Genomic DNA, 18,302 nt, shown 5'->3' on the forward strand with positions numbered 1-18,302 from the left:
CACGGCTTCCTGCCTCAGGGACGCGTGAGAATCTCCAGCAGATGCCCGTCCGGGTCATCGAAATAAACCCGCCGGCCACCGCCGTAATCGTTGATTTCGTTAGGCCGTTGCTTGCCGGGGTCAGCCCACCAGGGCTGCTTGCGCGCTTGCAGGCGAGCGAAGGCCGCATCGAAATCATCCTCGCCGATCAGAAACGCATAGTGCTGGGAGGCGATCGGCGGGTCGTTGTCGTAGAAATCCAGCGACACGCCATTGTCGAGCCTGACGATCAGCATCGGCCCGAACGGCTCGGGACCGGGCAGGCCAAGGATCTCGGCGAGGTAATGGGCCGAGATCTGCTTGTCTCGGCACCAGACGATGGTGTGGTTCAACTGAGCGCTCATGGCGGGTCCTCACGGCGGATCAGACGGCTCGTTATGAGCGATGAGATTAGCTCAACCTGTTGCGCAATGACCGCCCTGACCTAAGCTTGGGTCAAGGCGGAACACAATCGCGGTGCGTCACCCGGAACGATCGCCGCGATGCGCAATCATTAGAGCGTGGATATCAAAAGGAGATGCGCATGCTCATCAGGTCTTTGACCCTGACTACCTTGCTGGCTATCGCCGGCTCCTTGCTCGCCGCCGAAGACGGCTCACCTCTGGACATAGACAAGGGCAGGGCCCGGCCACTGATTGTGATTGCTCCGAACACCGTTAACCCCGTCTGGGTGGGCCTGAAAAATGCGTTGAACGATCCGGCCAACAAGGAAGGTATCGCCCAGCGCAATATCAGGGTGTACACGGTGCTGAACATGTCCGGTCAGCTCGACGGCAAGGACCTCGGCCCACAGGACACCATGGCATTGATTCGCTCGCTGAAACTCGGCGCGGGGGCGTTGCCCAAAGTCATCCTGGTGGGCAAGGACGGCGAGAAGAAGTTCGAGAGTTCGGGGGATGAATCAAAGTCGGTCGATTTGAAGAAAATCTTCGACACCATTGATGCCCTCCCAGCGACCGAGAAAGAAGCCGCACCACCGACGGTCGCGACGCCCGTTGTCGCCGAACCGGCCGCCAAAGGCGCCAAGGGCGCAAAACCGGTTAAACCGGCGAAACCCACCAAGCCCCCGGAAATGCCGGATGACTGATACATCCCTATCCCTGTGGGAGCGAGCTTGCTCGCGATAGCGGTGGGTCAGTCAACATCAATGTTGCCTGTGAGTCCGTCATCGCGAGCAGGCTCACTCGCACATCTTGATCTGCGCAGCGGCCGGTTTTTGTGAGTTCCGCCGAACCCCTTGTAGGAGCGAGCCTACTCGCGATGGCGCTGTGCAGACGTGAGCGTGAGCGCGACCGCTGCTATCCGCGGCGCGGCTGAGCAGCGAAAGCGGTTCTGCGGACGCGTGGAATGATGGGAGCATCAACACGCCCGGCAGCACTCAGATGATCACAAAAACCGACGCACCGGCACGCCGGCATTGCGCGGAATAAGCCTGGCTTTTCAACCCGGTGTGCACCAGCACATGGGCCGGGCTGCCACCGATGCGCAACCGGTCAATGACCGCCATGCCGTCGAGTTGCGGGATGTCGAGGTCGAGCACAATGGCGTCCGGTTTGAGCTCGAACGCCTTGCTGAGGGCGTCCAAGCCGTTGTCGCACTCACCGACAATCTCATGGCCCTCACGGGCCAGAATCATCCCGACCGCCATGCGCACCACAGCGTGATCATCGACCAATAACACTTTCATAGGTCAGCCCTCATGCCCTGATTCAGCATAGTCCCGGCGCTGGAACGCGGCGTGGAGGGGCTGATGCGTGGTGGGGCGGGATAAAAAGAGGGCGCGATCGTACTTGGTTTGGGTGGGGATGCAATGGGGGGCTGCGGTTGCGTATTGAGTGGTGGACCGGACGGTTTGCTTATGAGAGCAATAACCAAAAGTGCTAAAAAACTGTCATTTATGACAGTGGCGACTCGCGATGGGGGCATTTAATCTTTTGAGTGTCATCTATGGAGAGCAAGGCGATGAATCAGAATGAACTGAGTAAATTAGTTGCAGGTGCGCGATACACGGTCAGCGAAACTGCGAATGGAATATCTAAAACATTTGACTTGATATACGAAAGTTTTGATGGCGAAGAACAGCTGGTGAAATTTGGAGTTTCTGACGGAAATGAAAAAGTGCTTGTTAGGATTGAAAACTTGGAGGGTGTCCCTGATTTTGTGTAAACGGGATTTCTATTAAACCGTTAACAGCCGATCTTCAAACTGGATACTGAAGCGATTCAAAGCCGCTTTCCAGTCCCGGATCGGCATTGTCCACTTTTTGCTGATGTTGTTCAGCGCCAGATAAAACAGCTTCATCACCGCCTCGTCGGTCGGAAATGACGCACGCGTTTTGATCACTTTACGCAGACTCATGTTGATCGATTCGATGGCATTGGTGGTGTAGATCACCTTGCGAATTTCGGCTGGATAGTCAAAAAACGGAATCACCCGAGCCCAGTTTCGTCGCCATGACAGGCTGATCGATTGGTACTCGGCGTCCCATTTGGCTTCAAATTCGCAGAGCCGTTGCTCAGCCAGCTCGGCGGTGGCCGAGGTGTAAATCAGCTTGAGGTCAGCCGCGACTTCCTTCTGCCGTTTCCACGATACGAAGTTCAAACTGTTGCGCACCATGTGCACGATGCACAGCTGAACGACGGCTTTTGGGTAAACCGTTTCAATCGCCTCAGGGAAGCCTTTGAGGCCGTCCACGCAGGCGATGAAGATGTCCTGCACGCCCCGATTCTTGAGTTCGGTCACCACTTGCAGCCAGAATTTTGCGCCTTCGGTTTGAGCGATCCACAAGCCCAGCACCTCTTTGTGACCCGCCATGTTGACGCCGATGGCCAGATAAACCGCCTTGTTGCGCACGGCGCCGGCATCGCGCACTTTGACGTGAATGCAGTCCAGATAGAGGATCGGGTACAGCGCGTCCAGCGGCCGCGCCTGCCAGAGTTTGACCTCATCACTCACCGCGTCGGTAATCGCCGAGATCAGGCTGGGAGAGACCTCGGTGCCGTACATTTCCTGCAAGTGCGCCTGAATTTCTCTGACACTCAAACCGCGAGCGTACAGCGAGATGACTTTGTCATCGAAGCCCGTCCAGCGGGTTTGATGCTTGGCCACCAACTGCGGCTCGAAGGACGCCTGCCGGTCGCGAGGGATGTCGAGCGGCAGTTCGCCGAAGTCGCCCTTCAGGGTTTTACCGCTGTGACCGTTGCGCGCATTGGCGGCGGTGTTGGTGATCGTCGCGCTTTTGTCGTGCCCCAGGTGTTCGGTCATCTCGGCTTCAAGGGCCCGCTCGACCAGCATCTTGGTGAGCTGTTTGAGCAGGCCGTTTTCGCCGATGAGATCTTCGGGCTTTTTGTAATTGGCCAACAGACTGTCGGCCAGTTTAACCAGCTCAGGATCAGGCTTGACTCGTTTGGCTCGCTTGGGTTTTGACTCGGTCATTGGATTTCCTTGGGGTAGGCAGTCTCCTGCCAAATGACCGTTTACACAAAACTAATTACACCCTCAAAACTTGACATTACCCCCACCTCAACTGAGTGCAAAGGCGCTTACTGTTAATACCAATACGACATCTTTGAACGTTCAAAGGAACCTAAACAGGGCCTCTGACGCGCTATCAACCTCTATGAGTAGGCTTAGTTCTGGACTAAAAATTAATTCGGCAAGAGACGACGCTGCCGGATTGCAGATATCCAACCGTTGATTGGGCAATAGCAAACGATACCTGTAGCTGCCAAGTCTGCGAGGCTGCGTAGCAGTCGTGAACCTGCAACTGCATGCGTTCAGGTAACACGCATCCATTGGATTGCGACCGCTTCGCGCTCGAACGCAGCCTCGCGCTGCTCGGCAGCTGCTACAGAAATTGGGCGTCCTAGGACGAGATGCGCATGCCTTCGTTGGCGTCGGAGATTTCCTGCAAGACGTGTCGAACCTCATGAACTGGTGCGGCGTCGGGCATGCCGATAACCTTCGTCGGGCCGCTGCAAAATCAGCGGTCGGATGTGGAAGTCCGGTTGTCAGAGCGTTCACCAACGCCCATGAAGCGCATATCGACATTTTTTATGTCAACATTGCCGCGTTATGGCGGCTGTGCGCAGGGGCACTTTCGAGTGCGCCGGGTTTTGGTGAGCTTCCCTGGTCTTCCACACCTGCGTACAGCTGCCACCCTCACGTGGAAGTGAGATCGGCAGTTTTTATAACTCACCCAGGCTTTTCACTGATGAAAAAATTAAGTCCCAATCCCCCTGAATCCCCAGCCGATTCCGATTCCATCGATTCCGTTCCACTTTCCGAAATCACCGAACGCATCGTAAGCGCCCGCTTGCGAAACCCTAGACACGCCGATCCTATCAGCCACATCTTTGCTGTGACTTCCGGCGTCGACACACCAACCCTCCTGAGCCACGCCTGCGAAACCCTCGCTTCCCTGAACGTCCTGATTACAGATCTGGCCTGCAAACAGGAAGGCTCGAACCGTAACGTGGCGCTGTCGATTCAACAGTTGGCTGTCATCGCCGAGTTGTTGGTGAATCAGGCGCTGGACAATGTTGATCCGCCTGAAGGTGCGCCTGTCGTTCAGCCACCGGTTCGGCATTGAGCGAGGGTGTTCAGCTATGGCCAGGTACATGCCGATTACGGGTATCGATTGCTCCATCCCGTCATTGCTGATTGATACGGATGCACCGGTGGATGTCTTGCATGACACCGCGGCGTATCGCATTCGAAGCGTGACTCAACTGCTGGAAACCCTATCCGTCGGTGAGGGTGTCGGCCGTGATGCATTGCTGTTGCAAGACTTCGCGCGGGTGTTGGCGATTCCGCTGCGTGACGGTTGTGATTTGATGGATGTGATCGGACGACGCTTGCAGGCACGTTGACGACAACGGGCGACCTCATGGGGTCTCCCTTTTCTTTTGGTGCGCCAGGCATGGCGCGTTGCGCGAAGCGCAACCAGCTTGGCTGTGGTGGCCACGCTGGTGACTTGGAGGTGAAAGTCCTCTACACACCCGGCAAGGGGAAGTGTTAGCCAGAGGCAAGGGTGTCGCGGGTGACTGCGAATCTGAAGGAAGCCCGAGGCAAAATGCTGGCCTGACGAACAGGAAGCGGATTAGGCGGTGCAGCGGGGTAAGGTAGCCAAAATTGCCAAAGCCCAATACTTGCACGCAACGCTGTGACGTAGATCCGACAGGCATAAGCAGGAAGGTCGCGCGAATTACCCTGGGAGATCTGCACGTTTGCCTGAGTGCTACCGAGCGCCGCGAGGCGACGGGATGAACGCGCAGAAGTCAGCCGAGGCCGTAGTAAGTGACGAGTAACTCCGTCACCAAGGGCCGAACAGGTTATGCCGCCAGTAGGCGTCAGAGTCTCGTTGAATACCGAAATGCAGAAATTTCTCCCAGAGAAGACTGTCACTCCGAGTCCCGGACAGAATCCGAGGATGACGGCTGACAGCGCAGAGGTATCGGCGGCATCTGTGACGTGGACGAACGCGGAGCCGGACACGCTGATGGCGCGGGTGCTCGCACCGGCCAACCTCAAGCGTGCGTATCAACGCGTGGTCAGCAACAAGGGCGCACCGGGTGCCGATGGCATGACGGTCGACAACTTGGCGGGCTACGTGAAACAGTATTGGCCGATCCTCAAGGCTCGGTTGCTGGCCGGCGAGTATCATCCGCAAGGTGTACGCGCCGTCGACATTCCCAAGCCCCAAGGTGGAACACGACAGCTGGGCATTCCCTGCGTCGTGGATCGCCTGATCCAGCAGGCTTTGCTGCAACAGCTCACGCCAATCTTCGACCCTCTGTTCTCGGACTACAGCTACGGTTTTCGTCCGAATAGAAGCGCTCATCAAGCCATCGAAACAGCCCGAGCCCATGTGGCGGCGGGCCACCGCTGGTGTGTGGCGCTCGATCTGGAGAAGTTCTTTGATCGAGTCAACCACGATGTCCTGATGGCTCACGTGGCGCGTCAAGTCGAAGATAAGCGGGTGCTCGCGCTGATCCGTCGTTATCTCGAAGCGGGAACGATGTCAGGTGGTCTTGTCAGTCGACGACAGGAAGGGGCGCCGCAAGGCGGCCCACTCTCGCCGTTGCTGTCGAATATCCTGCTCAACGAACTCGATCGCGAATTGGAACGGCGGGGCCATCGTTTCGTGCGCTATGCCGATGATGCGAACATTTATGTACGCAGCCGTCGTGCTGGCGAACGAGTGATGAACAGCGTCGAATGCTTCCTGAGCCAGCGTCTGAAACTGACGCTGAATCGGGAAAAGAGCCGCGTGGCGCGACCGTGGGCCTGTGATTATCTGGGTTATGGGATGAGCTGGCATCAACAGCCAAGACTAAAAGTGGCGAGGATGAGTCTGGGGCGTCTACGCGACCGACTCAGAGACCTGCTGCGCGGAGCGCGGGGCTGCAAGATGGCGAGCGTCATCGAGCGGATAAACCCCGTACTGCGCGGATGGGCTGGCTACTTCAAGCTCAGTCAGAGCAAGGGGCCCCTCGAGGAACTGGACGGCTGGGTGCGTCGAAAACTTCGCTGCATCCTCTGGCGCCAATGGAAGCAGTCCTCAACGAGGGCGCGTAACCTGATGGGCTTGGGGATCAACGAAGGACGTGCTCGTAGATCAGCGTCCAATGGGCAGGGCCCATGGTGGAACTCGGGAGCGTCACATATGAATCAGGCGCTGCCGAAGAAACTGTGGGATCGACTCGGTTTGGTCTCGATACTGGATACGATAAACGGCTTAATCGCATAACCTGAACCGCCGTATACGGAACCGTACGTACGGTGGTGTGAGAGGACAGCGGATGTAAATCCGCCTCCTACTCGATCTGCGCAGATACCTGTAGCAGTTGTCGAGCAGCGCGAGGCTGCGTTCGGCTGCGAAGCAGTCGTGAAATCAGGCACTGCGGTCTATCAGGTAAACCGCGTGCGCAGGATATGCGACTGCTTTGCAGCCGAACGCAGCCTCGCGCTGCTCGGCGGCTGCTACAAAAAAAACCGGGTGATCCGCAGGGGAATGCATTGGTTTCATTGGTCTCGGAAATATCCTGCAAGTCCTGTCGGACTTCATGAACTGGTTTCTGTCAGAGCGCACCGTTAGCCTTCGTCAGCCACCGCAAAACTCGCGGTAGGACGTGGGAGTCCGCAACACTGAGGGATCCAGGGACGAACAATACCAATGGCCAGAAAGGAGCCTCGTCTATGAAGAAGTTTGGCAAAAATGATGCGCAACGCCCAACCGATGCCAGTCACCTGAAGCTCGTTCGCCTTGGCGAAACGACCGGGCGCGACACCAGCATTCGTGTGCGCAAGCCCAGGCGTTCCGTCCCGATCAGCCAGATCTTGACCGTCGCCCCCGGCGTCGACACCATCACCCTGTTGCATCAGGCCAGCGAAACCCTGGCTTCCCTGAATGCCGTGATTGTGACTTTTGCCGGCAAGCTGGATGGCTCGAACCGGATTGTGCTGGGGGCGATTCAGCAGTTGGCGGGAATTGCGGAGTTGTTGGTGAATCAGGCTCGGGACAATCTTGATCCGAGGAACGATGCGCCTGACGGTCAGCCGCCGACTCGGCATTGAGCTGATGTAATAACGAAAATGGGCGACCTCAAAGGGGTCGCCCATTTTATGTGTCACTGCGTATTTTGCAGCAGCTGCCGAGCCTGCGAGGTGTGGCGAGGGGATTTATCCCCGTTGGGCTGCGAAGCGGCCCCTGTTTTTCCAGCCACATCGCGTCCAATGGATTACGACGGCTTCGCCGCCGAACGGGGATAAATCCCCTCGCCACACCTCCCAGGCTCGTCAGCTGCTACAGAGACTTGGGTCGCTTTTAGTTATTCGGTCAAGGCACTCAATATGTTGTGAGCAATCTTGATTCGCTCGGAGTTCGGGTAATTCTTGTTCGCCAGAATCACGACGCCGATGTCTTTCGAAGGCACGAACGCGACATAAGCGCCGAAACCACCCGTCGACCCGGTCTTGTTGAACCATGCCGTGTCTTTCGCAGGTTGCGGCGGGTTCAGCCACTGGACTTTATGAGCTTCCATCGCCATTTCCGTCGAGTTGCCACTTAGCAAGGTATCGAGGCTGACCGGATAGTTATAGAGCTCCCAACCCAACCCCTGCGTCATCTCGCCCACGGTGTAGTAACCGGTGTGGGTGAGGGCAATCGCTTGCTGCAATGGCTTTTCCAGCGTCGCCGGTTTCAGGTTGGCTTCAACATAACGAAGCAAATCCGCGGCGCTGGTTTTCACGCCATACGCCTCTGAATCCAGCGCACCCGGGCTCACACGTACCGGTTTGCCATCCTTGCCGTAACCCTGGGCGTAAAGCCCCATTTGATCCTGCGGTACGGTGAGGTAGGTGTGCTTGAGCCCAAGTTTCGGCAGCAGGGTTTTTTCCATCAACTCATCGAACGGCTGGCCCATGCTTTTGGCCGCCAGATAACCGGACAGCCCAAGGCTGGGGTTTGAATACTGTCGGTGGGTGCCCGCTGCATATACAGGTTTCCAGTGTTTGAAGTAGGCGAGCATTTTGTCTGGATGATCGGCCTCATTGGGAAATTGCAGCGGCAGCCCTCCAGCGGTGTAAGTGCCCAGTTGCAACACGCTGATGGTGTCGAACGCACTGCCTCGCAACGCTGGCCAAACCTGGCTGGCCCGGTCAGACAAAGACAGTTTGCCGCTGGCCTGGGCGTAGGCAGTCAGCGTAGTGGCGAAGGTTTTACTCACCGAACCGATTTCGAACAGCGTGTCCTTGGTGACCGCTTTGCCGTCCTCTTTCGAGGCCACGCCGTAGTTAAAGTAATGCTGCTGGCCATTCAGGGTGATCGCGACCGCGATGCCAGGGATATTTTGTTCCTGCATGACCGGCCCGATGGCGGCTTTCACCAAGGCATCGAGTTGATCGTCGGATTTTGTTGCGGCCATACAGTGACTTGCACCGAGCAACAGAGCGAAAGCGCTAAAGGACGCAAGTCTTGGCAGATGAAATTTGTACATGGTTGGAACCACTCTCCATGAGTTGTCACTACTTTACCCGCTACACTCCGAACGGATTCAGAACCGGACGGCTGACGGGCGCGCCAAATCTAGGCAGTCGGGCGACAATCGACAAACGACGATATTTCGGGTTAGCCATTAGAAAAATTTGGGAGTAGGCATGATTCGTCCTCATCTGCCGCTGAATGCATTGCGCGCCTTCGAGGCTTCCGCACGTCATTTGAGCTTCACGCGGGCGGCGGTGGAGTTGTTCGTTACGCCGGCGGCGGTCAGTCATCAAGTCAAAAGCCTAGAAGCCCAGCTTAACGTGACGCTGTTCAAACGCTTGCCCCGCGGCTTGATGCTGACCAGTGAAGGCGAAACCTTGCTGCCGGTATTGCGCGAGTCATTCGACCGGATTGCCGAAACCCTTGAGCGATTCGAGGGCGGGCATTTTCGTGAAGTGGTCACCGTGGGTGCCGTGGGGACGTTTGCGGTGGGTTGGCTGTTGCCGCGACTGGCGGACTTCCAGTCGAAACATCCGTACATAGATTTGCGCCTGTCGACCAACAACAACCGGGTGGACGTGGCCGCCGAAGGGCTGGATTACGCCATCCGATTTGGCGCCGGCGCCTGGCACGGGATCGAGGCTTTAAAGCTGATTGAAGCGCCGTTGTCGGTGCTCTGCGTTCCTCTAATAGCCGCTCAGTTGCAAGAGCCCGCCGACTTGCTCAAGCAGACGCTGTTGCGCTCCTACCGCACGGACGAGTGGCCCGAGTGGTTTCTGGCCGCCGGGTTGCCGGCCAATACACCGCCGCCCAAGAGCATCGTCTTCGACTCCTCGCTCGCCATGATGGAGGCCGCGTTACAGGGCGCCGGAATTGCCTTGGCGCCGCCGCTGATGTTCGCCCGGCAACTGGCGGCGGGTGCGATCGAGCAACCGTTCGACATTGGCATCACCACCGGCAGCTATTGGCTGACCCGCTTGCAGTCGCGCCCCGAGACATCGGCAATGACGATGTTCAAGGATTGGCTGCTGCAAGCGACCGAGATGAACTGACGAATCCCACCTCTGTGGGAGATTCTATGGTTGAGGGGAAGCCCTCAACCGGCTTTCGGCCGGTATTCGCTTTGCTCCTTTTGTAGTGGTCAACTAATCCCGGACACGACGTTAAGTTTTTCTTCGGCCCGAGCTTGCGCCAGCCCACCGTTGAATTGATGGGGCCGAATCCAGTTGTACCGATGCATCAAGAAATGGCTGATATCGCGTTGGGCTTCTTGAGCAGTTTTGTAGCCCGTGGTCGGTATCCATTCAGTTTTCAAGCTGCGGAACACGCGGAACATGAGGCGATTCTCAACGCGATCAAAAGGCAAGGCCCGGACGCCGCGCGCGCCGCCATGTGGCTGCACCTGACCAACAGCCGAGACCGGTTTTCGGCCGGTGCCTGACGACCGTTTGTCTAGTCGATAGCACGCCATTCGAGCGCTCGCTTCCAACGAGTACGGCCCAGATTTGCTGGACCTCATCAGTGAGGTGCGTCATGGCTAACGACTCGATGTTCCAGGGTGGAACACCCAATACCGACCCTACCAGACCCATGCCCGGCACCGACGAGCCGACGCTGGATCAGGATGCTCCGCCCGGCAGGGACCCTTCACTGGACCCGGCTGCCGCAGACACTGATCGACCTGAAGACTGGAAGGATCCGGCCGCTGATGAGGATGTACCGCCAGCGGATGAGCCAACCCCTTTATCCGATGACAGACGATAAAAAGGACCCGGCCAATGTGCCTAATGCTGTTCACTTAAGACAATCATCAGTCGAGCGAGAACCTGTGGCGAGGGGATTCATCGAAACGTCGCACCGCCCCGTTCGGCTGCGAAGCGGCCCCCTGCGCCCGTTCAGACAGACCGAGTTGTGTGGATCTACGACTGCTTCGCAGCCGAACGGGGCGGTGCGACGTTTCGCTGAATCCCCTCGCCACAAATGAGTGCCCGCGCTTAAGTGAACAGCATTACGGCCAATGTGCCGGGTTTTTTATGACGTGTGTTTCACTCGACGCTGACCAGGTTCGTTCGCACATCCGTTATCCACCCGACTTGATAGCGAGTCCGGAAGAAGTAACCATAATCCTGAAGGTAGTACATCGTGGCGGTTGCTTTCAGCTCGCCACCTTCAAGCTTGCACCCCAACTCCTTGGCGCTGCCCTGCAACGATGAGTTGAGCTGCGAAGCCTCGATCTGACGCTCGACCACGCAGTTAACGCTCTCGACATCAACCGAGTTGCCTTTAAGCGTACTGCGACGTTGTTGGGTAATCTGATACCCCAACGATGAACCGACAACCATCGCTCGCCAGTCGCCGGTGAACGTCAGTTTTTCAGTATCGACTGCATACGACACCGGTAATTGACGGTCGGTGTGATGGCTGTCGAGGCGCAGGGTCAGCAATCCTCTGAAGTTGACCGAACGGGTATCCGACACCTTGCCTGGCCACTGCAATTGCAGTTGCCCGCTCTGTGGATCGGTTTCATAGCGTTGCTCGCTCTGCGAGGGCGCGCTGCCCAGGTAGCCAGCATTGTGTGATTTGAAGACGAGATGTTTGATCGCCTTCTGCGGCGGTGGCAGATTCAGATCGGCAATCGACTTGAGCACGTCGGCTTTAACGGGGCCGGACTCATAAGACAGCGCGACTTTGCTGCGGGGCGAGTAGAGGGCCAGCGTCGAGAGTTGCTGTGTCGGCGTGCAGGCAGCATTCAGCAAATCGCGGACGTCAGCACTTTGCCCGAAGGTTTTTTCCGCGCTGTCGGAGAGCAACGTTCCCCGGGCGATCTGGTCTTTTTCGTCCAGTTTAAAAACGCTCAACACTCGGTAGGTCTGGCGCGTGCAATCGACCTGATAACGGTTGCGGGTTTGACCAAACAGCACTTTGTAATCGGCATCGGTCAGAAGGGCTGGCTCATCAATCGCGCCCCAGAACAGTCGGGAAGGTCCTTCGACCTTGATGCTGTTGCGGTCGATCACCAGTCGGCGTTCCGCGCCGCTTGCCGAAACAATCCGCCAGTCCGATGGGGAGGTCTGAGCGCAGGCGGTGGTGAAGCTCGGGTTCTGCGCCAGAATTGCCGCCAGTGCCGGGGACAACGGGTTGTTCATTGCCAACTTGCGAAATAGTGGTCGTGTGCTGGAGACAAATGTTGTCTGCATGAACATCAGGCTTGCGTGGGTGGCGTCGCAGCTTGCTTGTATCTGCAACGTCGATTGCGTGGTTTTCAGGTCTCGCGCGGGAATGCTCACCTGAAAGCCGAGCATCTCCCCATCGCGTATTATCGAGTTGGGCAGCAGCGGCTCCTTGAGCACTTCCTCCACCGTCATTGAAGGTGCTTTGGCTACGGGTGCAGGCGCACTGGCGCAACCTGAAAGCAACGTTAACAAACCGACAACAGCGAAGCGGGTCATAGGCATTCCAGGCGATACGCGCCACATACATGTGAACTGAGGTGGTCGGCATCACCCGGCAATTCTTTAGTTGGCATTGCGTGCAGTCATGGCCGTGCGGGCTGTGCCGCGATGACCGCAGGACGCCGCTCCAGATTCAACGCCAGCACGCTGATCAGCACCACCAGTGCACCGACCCCGACCATCAACGTCGGCTGCTCACTCAGGGCAAAAGCCGCAATGGCCATGGCGGTCGGCGGAATCAGGTACAGCGTCATCGTCGCCCGACTCAGGTCAACGTGGGCCAGCACAAATGCCCAAGCCAGGTAGGCGAGGGCGCTGGGAAACACGCCCAATGCCAACACCGCCCATTGCACAGGCATCGGTGCGTTGAGGACCTTGTCGGCCAACCCTGGCAGATAAACCAGCAGCAGCGCCGTGCCCGACCAGACCGTGTAACAGACCAGCGTCAACCCGTCGTAGCGCCTGGAATGATGCTTCTGTAGTGCGAAGTAAAAACTCCACGACACCGCCGCCAGCAAGATCAGCAAGCCGTGCGCATCAATGCTGCCCAGGCCGCGATCACCGGCCACCACAATCACCACGCCGATCAATCCCAATAGAACACAGGCCCAGCGCCAGACGCTGACCCGGTCCCTGAACACGAACCGCGCCAATAAGGTGCTGAACAACGGCGTCGATTGCGCCAACACACTGGACGCGCCGGCACTGACACTTTGCTGGCCGATGTTCAGAGCGACGTGGTGCAGGCTCACGGCAAAGAAACCGAGGACGAACAGCAGCGGCAGATCTCGAAGCTTCGGCAAGCTGATGCCTTTGACCGCGGCGACGATTGCCATGAACACGGACGCGATCAGAAAACGCAGCAGCGCCAAGTGACCGGGGTCATAGGCCTGCAATCCGATGTGAATGCCGGTTGGTGAGTATCCCCAGCAGGCGACGACAAACGCCATGGCCAGGAGAATTTTGAGGGCGGGCGTAGAAGGCTTCATGGTCGATCACCGGTGGGTTGATGCACCGAGTATCGGAAGCCTGATCATTCGCCACAACTGACTTATACTGCGTCAACTATTCACTTTTGGTGATGTATGGAATTGGCGCAGATTCGCATGTTCAAAACCGTTGCCGAGGTCGGCAGCATCGCCCGGGCGGCGGAGCTGTTGCATTGCGTGCCGTCGAACATCACCGCGCGCATCAAGTCACTGGAAGCGGAGTTGGGTGTTGCGTTGTTTCTACGCGAGGGCCGAGGCTTGCGCATCAGCCCGGCGGGGCAGACGTTTCTGTCATACGCCTCGAAGATACTGGCGCTGACCGTTGAAGCCCAGCGCGCGGTGGACCCTTCGGCCGAACCGTCCGGGCCGCTGCGTATTGGAGCCATCGAGTCCTCGGCCACCGGTCGTCTGCCGCGTCTGCTGGCCAAGTTTCACAAGCGTTATCCCGGCGTTGCACTGGAACTGACTACCGGCACGTGGAGCCAACTGCTCGATGACACCCTCAATCACCGGCTCGACGGCGCGATCGTGGCGGTGGATGTCGAACGCTCGCAGCTTAAACGCACGCCGATGTACCGCGAAGAGCTGCTGTTGATTGCCTCGACATCCCTGGGGCCCGTGCGCGATATCGCCGATTTGCAGGACAAGACCGTGTTCATGTGGCCGCAAGGCTGTCCTTACCGGGCGGCGCTGGAGCATTGGTTGTTGCGGCAGGGGCAGGCGCTGCCGATTGTCAGCCTGGCGAGTTATGGGGCAATTGTCGGGTGCGTCAGCGCCGGGGCCGGGGTCGCGCTGGTGCCCAAGGGAGTGTTTGACCAGTACGCGAAAGGGGCGGGGTGCGCGGGGTTTGAATTTCCTGAGCTGACGGCCATCGACAACTTGTTTTACTGGCATGAAAACGCCGGGGTTCACCCGGCGCGGGAAGCGTTTGTGGCGATGTTGCGTGAGGAGTTCGCTTAACCGATTACCTGTGGGAGCAAGCCTGCTCGCGAAAGCCGCTCAAAACTGAACAATGATGTTGGCTGAAAGTCTGTCATCGCGAGCAGGCTCGCTCCCACAGAATTCCTGGTTATTGCGTAACGCCCACATCTCGCATCAACAACCCGAACTGCGAATCCACCGCATCCGGAATCGGCACGTACACCGTATGCCCATCCCCTGGCGCTACGTCGATAGGCTCGCCTTTGATGTTCTGCAACTGATGCAGATCGAAGTGGAAGTTACCCTGGGGTGTCATCAGTTCCAGGTGATCGCCCAGGCTAAACCGGTTCTTTACCTTCACTTGCGCCCAGCGATCACGACGTTCACCGGTCAACTCGCCTACAAACTGCTGGCGCTCTGAAACCGAGCTGCCGTGCTGATAGTTCTGGTATTCGTCATGCACATGCCGACGCAGGAAACCTTCCGTGTAGCCGCGCTGGGCCAGGGACTCCAGGTCCGTCATCAAGCTGCGATCGAACTCGCGACCGGCAACCGCATCATCTATGGCGCGGCGATAGACCTGCGTGGTGCGTGCGCAATAGAAGTGCGATTTGGTCCGGCCTTCGATCTTCAGCGAGTGCACGCCCATCTGCGTCAGGCGTGCGACATGCTGCACGGCGCGCAGGTCCTTGGCGTTCATGATGTAGGTGCCGTGCTCGTCCTCGAAGGCCGGCATCAATTCATCCGGGCGATTGGCTTCCTGCAACAGGAACACCTGGTCGGTCGGCGCGCCGATGCCCAGGGTCGGTTCAGGCCGGAACTGCTGAACGATTTCACCGAGCTGGTTTTCCGTGGCTTGCGTCGCCGAATACTTCCAGCGACAGGCGTTGGTGCAACTGCCCTGATTGGCGTCGCGCTTGTTCATGTAACCCGATAACAGGCAGCGGCCGGAATAGGCCATGCACAGCGCACCATGGACAAAGACCTCCAGCTCCATCGCCGGGACTTGCTGGCGGATCTCGGCGATCTCTTCCAGTGACAGTTCCCGAGAAAGGATGATCCGGCTCAAGCCCTGTTGCTGCCAGAACTCGACACTGGCCCAGTTCACCGTATTGGCCTGCACCGACAGGTGGATCGGCATCTGCGGGAAGTGCCGGCGTACCAGCATGATCAGGCCGGGATCGGACATGATGAGCGCGTCCGGGGCCATCGCAATCACCGGTGCCAGGTCGTTGAGGAAGGTCTTGAGCTTGGCGTTGTGCGGCGCAATGTTCACCACCACATAGAAGCGTTTGCCTTGGGCCTGCGCCTCGTGAATGCCGAGTGCGAGGTTGGCGTGATCGAATTCATTGTTGCGCACCCGCAGGCTGTAACGTGGCTGACCGGCGTAGACCGCATCGGCACCGTAGGCGAAGGCGTAGCGCATGTTTTTCAACGTGCCGGCGGGAGCGAGCAGTTCTGGAGCAAGGAGAGTCATGGCTGTGTCGGTCGCAAAAGACCGGGAGGGTAGTCGGCTTGCCCGCGGGGTTCATTGATCTGGATCTATGCTTGATGAACAAACGGATGGCACTCGCGCGAACCGTGGCGGACTAAGCATCAGGATGGCTCTTCAATAAAAGAGTATTGCCCCTGCGCGCTGACATGGATCGAACATGAACGAAGAGACGGTACACAACAAATCGCTGGTGATCCTGCTCGGTGTGGTCACTGTCGCCTTTATCTGGATTTTGCTGCCGTTTTATGGCGCGGTGTTCTGGGCGGTGATCCTCGGGATTCTTTTCGCGCCCCTGCAACGGCGGATACAACTGAAGTTCGGCTGGCAGCGCAACCTGACGTCACTGCTCACCCTGAGCGTCTGCCTGGTGATCGCGATTCTGCCGGTGATCATCCTCAGTATCTTGCTGGTCCAGGAAGGGGCTTCGCTTTACAAGAGTATCGAAAGCGGCGAACTGGATATCGCGGGGTACGTGACGAACTTCAAACACAGCTTGCCGTCGTACTTCCAGCATTTGCTTGATCGGGCAGGGGTCGGCGAGTTGGATGGGCTGCGGGAGAAAATCATCAAGAGTGCGGTGACGGGCAATGAGTTTTTCGCCACGCAAGTCTTCAGTGTCGGTCAGGGCACGTTCGATTTTGTGGTGGGCTTTTTAATCATGCTCTACCTGCTGTTCTTTTTTCTGCGGGACGGCGCTGAACTGGCCCGTAAAGTTCGTTCCGCCATACCACTGCAGGAGCACCAGAAGCGCCGCTTGCAGCTCAAGTTCAACCGCGTGGTTCGGGCGACCGTAAAGGGCAACCTGCTGGTGGCGATCACACAAGGCGCGTTGGGCGGTTTGATTTTCTGGTTTCTGGACATCCCGAGCGCATTGCTCTGGGCGGTATTGATGGCATTTCTATCGCTGTTGCCGGCGGTGGGGGCGGGGATTGTCTGGGCGCCGGTGGCGGCGTTTTTCCTGTTCACCGGGGCGATCTGGCAGGGAGTGGTGCTGGGGTTGTTCGGGATTTTTGTGATCGGACTGGTGGATAACGTGCTGCGACCGATCCTGGTGGGCAAGGATACGAAGATGCCGGACTATCTGATCCTCATCTCGACCCTGGGCGGCCTGGCGATTTTCGGCCTGAACGGCTTTGTCATCGGGCCGCTGATCGCGGCGTTGTTCATGTCGAGCTGGGACATCTTCCTCGAGACCAAGCCGAGGATTCAGCTGCCTTAGGCGCTGAGCTGACCCTGGCCGATCCGTTGCGACAGTGCCTTGGCGGCCGGCAGCGAAGTGAGCGGTCCGCTGATCGGTTCGCCGTCCTGCACCAGATACCAACAGGCGAGCAATCCTAGTTCTCTGAGCGGTGCGGGAACGGCGCTGCCGATTACGGACATGATTTGAACCTGGGACATAAGTACCTCCATCAATCTATGGAGCTAACTTACGGACCTGCCACTCGAACGGACAATCAACGCTTTCGATAGTCGTCATTGACGCCAGTGAGTCTTGGGCTCAGTCGACCACCAGATCAAGCATATGGACCACTTCCTGCTCGTTGAGCAGGCCTTTGCGCACCAGATTTTCTGCCAGCAGCGAAAGAAACTTGGCGCTGCGATGGCCTTCCAGGTGCTTGAGTTCGGTCAAAGCGTTGTACACCTTGCTGGAAGTGCACAAGCCGACAATGCGGTGGGGGTTTTGCGTGGGCATGAGGTCGTCCTTGTTTTTATCAACCTGTTATTTACGGACCGGTCCAAGCTTGCGGACCTGCCATGACATAAATATGACCGTTTTTCCCGATACGGGGGAAGGGTGGTCGAGTCAATCTTGCCGACTTGCACTGCCAACACTGTCCCGACAGCGACCTTGACGCGATTTTTCCAGACCTTCGCCGACGAACGGTCACAAAAAAGCCCCGCTGACAAGGCGTAATGCTCACTTAAGCGCGGGCACTCATTTGTGGCGAGGGAATTTAGCGAAACGTCGCAGGTTCTCGCTCTACTGATGATTGTCATAAGTGAACAGCATTACGCTGACAAGGCGGGGCCTGATAAGTCTGTTACCAGCGGCCATAACCGTGGGGAGGGCCATAGTAACCACGCGGTGGACCGTAATAACCACGTGGCGGGCCGTAGTAAACCGGTGGCGGCGCGTAGTAGACCGGTTGCTGCACGTAGACCGGTGCAGGCTGGTAATAAACCGGTGGCGGCTGTTGTATGTAAACCGGCTGTGGCTGGGCGTATACCGGTTGCTGTACATAGACAGGCCGGTTGCTGTTGATGATGGCCGAGCCGACGATTGCCGAACCAACGATCGCGCCAAATACCGCTGGACCCTGCCAGCCGTGACCGCCGCCAGCCTCTGCCTGCCCTGTAATAGCAAGAACACCGAGCAGCAAGGCAACTGTGGGGATTTTCCGGATCATGATAATTCCTCG

The 18,302-nt window shown here is 57.8% G+C and carries 20 protein-coding genes and 3 pseudogenes; 12 read left to right on the forward strand and 11 right to left on the reverse strand.

Annotated elements, in window-relative coordinates; all coding sequences use genetic code 11:
- Positions 1-14: 14 nt before the first annotated feature.
- Positions 15-383, reverse strand: coding sequence for a VOC family protein (locus ACYZTM_RS25525; protein ID WP_131061936.1), 369 nt, complete (start codon positions 381-383; stop codon positions 15-17).
- 179 nt (positions 384-562) lie between these two features.
- Here ACYZTM_RS25525 and ACYZTM_RS25530 point away from each other — a divergent pair, with 179 nt between their 5' ends.
- Positions 563-1,126 carry a DUF4174 domain-containing protein gene (locus ACYZTM_RS25530; protein ID WP_131061937.1) on the forward strand — a complete coding sequence of 188 codons (564 nt, stop codon included), beginning with the start codon at positions 563-565 and terminating at the stop codon, positions 1,124-1,126.
- Positions 1,127-1,417: 291 nt separating this feature from the next.
- On the opposite strand, the gene ACYZTM_RS25535 is transcribed toward ACYZTM_RS25530, so the two are convergent.
- Entirely contained in the window at positions 1,418-1,726 is a 309-nt protein-coding gene (locus tag ACYZTM_RS25535) for a response regulator (protein ID WP_461985300.1), read from the reverse strand.
- A 275-nt stretch (positions 1,727-2,001) separates the two neighbouring features.
- On the opposite strand from ACYZTM_RS25535, the gene ACYZTM_RS25540 reads away from it, so the two are divergent.
- On the forward strand, positions 2,002-2,205 hold the full coding sequence (locus ACYZTM_RS25540; protein WP_461985302.1) for a hypothetical protein: 204 nt from the start codon (positions 2,002-2,004) through the stop codon (positions 2,203-2,205).
- 12 nt (positions 2,206-2,217) lie between these two features.
- On the opposite strand, the gene ACYZTM_RS25545 is transcribed toward ACYZTM_RS25540, so the two are convergent.
- Positions 2,218-3,474 carry an IS256 family transposase gene (locus tag ACYZTM_RS25545; RefSeq protein ID WP_461964636.1) on the reverse strand — a complete coding sequence of 419 codons (1,257 nt, stop codon included), beginning with the start codon at positions 3,472-3,474 and terminating at the stop codon, positions 2,218-2,220.
- A gap of 91 nt (positions 3,475-3,565) precedes the next feature.
- Between ACYZTM_RS25545 and ACYZTM_RS25550 the strand changes: the two are divergent.
- From ACYZTM_RS25550 to ACYZTM_RS25570, 5 genes and pseudogenes are all read left to right on the forward strand, one after another.
- Positions 3,566-3,733 (forward strand): annotated as a pseudogene (locus ACYZTM_RS25550) (flagellin N-terminal helical domain-containing protein); the annotation flags it as partial.
- A gap of 519 nt (positions 3,734-4,252) precedes the next feature.
- Positions 4,253-4,630: a DUF6124 family protein gene (locus tag ACYZTM_RS25555; protein WP_461989216.1), complete on the forward strand. Its 378-nt coding sequence runs from the start codon at positions 4,253-4,255 to the stop codon at positions 4,628-4,630.
- 16 nt (positions 4,631-4,646) lie between these two features.
- Positions 4,647-4,910 carry a hypothetical protein gene (locus ACYZTM_RS25560; RefSeq protein ID WP_461985304.1) on the forward strand — a complete coding sequence of 88 codons (264 nt, stop codon included), beginning with the start codon at positions 4,647-4,649 and terminating at the stop codon, positions 4,908-4,910.
- 464 nt (positions 4,911-5,374) lie between these two features.
- Positions 5,375-6,790, forward strand: a complete 1,416-nt coding sequence (ltrA, locus tag ACYZTM_RS25565; protein ID WP_461985306.1) for a group II intron reverse transcriptase/maturase — start codon at positions 5,375-5,377, stop codon at positions 6,788-6,790.
- A 449-nt stretch (positions 6,791-7,239) separates the two neighbouring features.
- Positions 7,240-7,617 (forward strand): DUF6124 family protein, encoded by a 378-nt coding sequence (locus ACYZTM_RS25570; RefSeq protein WP_461985308.1) that lies wholly within the window; start codon positions 7,240-7,242, stop codon positions 7,615-7,617.
- A gap of 254 nt (positions 7,618-7,871) precedes the next feature.
- Here the strand turns inward: ACYZTM_RS25570 and ampC are convergent, their stop codons facing one another.
- Positions 7,872-9,038, reverse strand: coding sequence for a class C beta-lactamase (gene ampC, locus ACYZTM_RS25575; protein ID WP_461985310.1), 1,167 nt, complete (start codon positions 9,036-9,038; stop codon positions 7,872-7,874).
- Between the two features lie 160 nt (positions 9,039-9,198).
- Here ampC and ACYZTM_RS25580 point away from each other — a divergent pair, with 160 nt between their 5' ends.
- Positions 9,199-10,077: a LysR family transcriptional regulator gene (locus tag ACYZTM_RS25580; RefSeq protein ID WP_461985312.1), complete on the forward strand. Its 879-nt coding sequence runs from the start codon at positions 9,199-9,201 to the stop codon at positions 10,075-10,077.
- 89 nt (positions 10,078-10,166) lie between these two features.
- Here the strand turns inward: ACYZTM_RS25580 and ACYZTM_RS25585 are convergent.
- Positions 10,167-10,373, reverse strand: a pseudogene (locus ACYZTM_RS25585) (IS3 family transposase); the annotation flags it as partial.
- Between ACYZTM_RS25585 and ACYZTM_RS25590 the strand changes: the two are divergent.
- Positions 10,356-10,466 (forward strand): annotated as a pseudogene (locus ACYZTM_RS25590) (FCD domain-containing protein); the annotation flags it as partial. The pseudogenes ACYZTM_RS25585 and ACYZTM_RS25590 overlap by 18 nt on opposite strands.
- A gap of 92 nt (positions 10,467-10,558) precedes the next feature.
- Positions 10,559-10,789 (forward strand): hypothetical protein, encoded by a 231-nt coding sequence (locus ACYZTM_RS25595; RefSeq protein ID WP_131061941.1) that lies wholly within the window; start codon positions 10,559-10,561, stop codon positions 10,787-10,789.
- Between the two features lie 281 nt (positions 10,790-11,070).
- Here the strand turns inward: ACYZTM_RS25595 and ACYZTM_RS25600 are convergent, their stop codons facing one another.
- The gene (locus ACYZTM_RS25600; protein ID WP_461985314.1) at positions 11,071-12,474 is read right to left on the reverse strand and encodes a surface-adhesin E family protein; all 1,404 of its coding nucleotides are present in this window, start codon (positions 12,472-12,474) and stop codon (positions 11,071-11,073) included.
- 86 nt (positions 12,475-12,560) lie between these two features.
- Positions 12,561-13,466: a DMT family transporter gene (locus ACYZTM_RS25605; RefSeq protein ID WP_461985316.1), complete on the reverse strand. Its 906-nt coding sequence runs from the start codon at positions 13,464-13,466 to the stop codon at positions 12,561-12,563.
- Positions 13,467-13,562: 96 nt separating this feature from the next.
- On the opposite strand from ACYZTM_RS25605, the gene ACYZTM_RS25610 reads away from it, so the two are divergent.
- On the forward strand, positions 13,563-14,426 hold the full coding sequence (locus ACYZTM_RS25610; RefSeq protein WP_461985318.1) for a LysR substrate-binding domain-containing protein: 864 nt from the start codon (positions 13,563-13,565) through the stop codon (positions 14,424-14,426).
- Between the two features lie 109 nt (positions 14,427-14,535).
- On the opposite strand, the gene trhP is transcribed toward ACYZTM_RS25610, so the two are convergent.
- A complete protein-coding gene (gene trhP, locus ACYZTM_RS25615) occupies positions 14,536-15,864 on the reverse strand; it encodes a prephenate-dependent tRNA uridine(34) hydroxylase TrhP (RefSeq protein ID WP_131061945.1) in 1,329 nt (442 codons plus the stop codon).
- A 175-nt stretch (positions 15,865-16,039) separates the two neighbouring features.
- Between trhP and ACYZTM_RS25620 the strand changes: the two genes are divergently transcribed.
- A complete protein-coding gene (locus tag ACYZTM_RS25620; RefSeq protein ID WP_131061946.1) occupies positions 16,040-17,101 on the forward strand; it encodes an AI-2E family transporter in 1,062 nt (353 codons plus the stop codon).
- Here the strand turns inward: ACYZTM_RS25620 and ACYZTM_RS25625 are convergent.
- The 3 genes from ACYZTM_RS25625 to ACYZTM_RS25635 form a co-directional block, all read right to left on the reverse strand.
- Positions 17,098-17,280, reverse strand: coding sequence for a hypothetical protein (locus ACYZTM_RS25625; RefSeq protein ID WP_131061947.1), 183 nt, complete (start codon positions 17,278-17,280; stop codon positions 17,098-17,100). The genes ACYZTM_RS25620 and ACYZTM_RS25625 overlap by 4 nt on opposite strands.
- Positions 17,281-17,380: 100 nt before the next feature.
- Positions 17,381-17,575 carry a hypothetical protein gene (locus ACYZTM_RS25630; protein ID WP_003179723.1) on the reverse strand — a complete coding sequence of 65 codons (195 nt, stop codon included), beginning with the start codon at positions 17,573-17,575 and terminating at the stop codon, positions 17,381-17,383.
- 349 nt (positions 17,576-17,924) lie between these two features.
- Entirely contained in the window at positions 17,925-18,290 is a 366-nt protein-coding gene (locus tag ACYZTM_RS25635; protein ID WP_131061948.1) for a hypothetical protein, read from the reverse strand.
- Positions 18,291-18,302: the final 12 nt, after the last annotated feature.

It is taken from the genome of Pseudomonas sp. MDT2-39-1 (genome assembly GCF_054898085.1).

Coding starts and splice junctions, on each gene's coding strand:
- ACYZTM_RS25525 (WP_131061936.1), bottom strand. CDS start 383: ATGAGCGCTCAGTTGAACCACACCATCGTCTGGTGCCGAGACAAGCAG.
- ACYZTM_RS25530 (WP_131061937.1), top strand. CDS start 563: ATGCTCATCAGGTCTTTGACCCTGACTACCTTGCTGGCTATCGCCGGC.
- ACYZTM_RS25535 (WP_461985300.1), bottom strand. CDS start 1,726: ATGAAAGTGTTATTGGTCGATGATCACGCTGTGGTGCGCATGGCGGTC.
- ACYZTM_RS25540 (WP_461985302.1), top strand. CDS start 2,002: ATGAATCAGAATGAACTGAGTAAATTAGTTGCAGGTGCGCGATACACG.
- ACYZTM_RS25545 (WP_461964636.1), bottom strand. CDS start 3,474: ATGACCGAGTCAAAACCCAAGCGAGCCAAACGAGTCAAGCCTGATCCT.
- ACYZTM_RS25555 (WP_461989216.1), top strand. CDS start 4,253: ATGAAAAAATTAAGTCCCAATCCCCCTGAATCCCCAGCCGATTCCGAT.
- ACYZTM_RS25560 (WP_461985304.1), top strand. CDS start 4,647: ATGGCCAGGTACATGCCGATTACGGGTATCGATTGCTCCATCCCGTCA.
- ltrA (WP_461985306.1), top strand. CDS start 5,375: ATGCCGCCAGTAGGCGTCAGAGTCTCGTTGAATACCGAAATGCAGAAA.
- ACYZTM_RS25570 (WP_461985308.1), top strand. CDS start 7,240: ATGAAGAAGTTTGGCAAAAATGATGCGCAACGCCCAACCGATGCCAGT.
- ampC (WP_461985310.1), bottom strand. CDS start 9,038: ATGTACAAATTTCATCTGCCAAGACTTGCGTCCTTTAGCGCTTTCGCT.
- ACYZTM_RS25580 (WP_461985312.1), top strand. CDS start 9,199: ATGATTCGTCCTCATCTGCCGCTGAATGCATTGCGCGCCTTCGAGGCT.
- ACYZTM_RS25595 (WP_131061941.1), top strand. CDS start 10,559: ATGGCTAACGACTCGATGTTCCAGGGTGGAACACCCAATACCGACCCT.
- ACYZTM_RS25600 (WP_461985314.1), bottom strand. CDS start 12,474: ATGACCCGCTTCGCTGTTGTCGGTTTGTTAACGTTGCTTTCAGGTTGC.
- ACYZTM_RS25605 (WP_461985316.1), bottom strand. CDS start 13,466: ATGAAGCCTTCTACGCCCGCCCTCAAAATTCTCCTGGCCATGGCGTTT.
- ACYZTM_RS25610 (WP_461985318.1), top strand. CDS start 13,563: ATGGAATTGGCGCAGATTCGCATGTTCAAAACCGTTGCCGAGGTCGGC.
- trhP (WP_131061945.1), bottom strand. CDS start 15,864: ATGACTCTCCTTGCTCCAGAACTGCTCGCTCCCGCCGGCACGTTGAAA.
- ACYZTM_RS25620 (WP_131061946.1), top strand. CDS start 16,040: ATGAACGAAGAGACGGTACACAACAAATCGCTGGTGATCCTGCTCGGT.
- ACYZTM_RS25625 (WP_131061947.1), bottom strand. CDS start 17,280: ATGTCCCAGGTTCAAATCATGTCCGTAATCGGCAGCGCCGTTCCCGCA.
- ACYZTM_RS25630 (WP_003179723.1), bottom strand. CDS start 17,575: ATGCCCACGCAAAACCCCCACCGCATTGTCGGCTTGTGCACTTCCAGC.
- ACYZTM_RS25635 (WP_131061948.1), bottom strand. CDS start 18,290: ATGATCCGGAAAATCCCCACAGTTGCCTTGCTGCTCGGTGTTCTTGCT.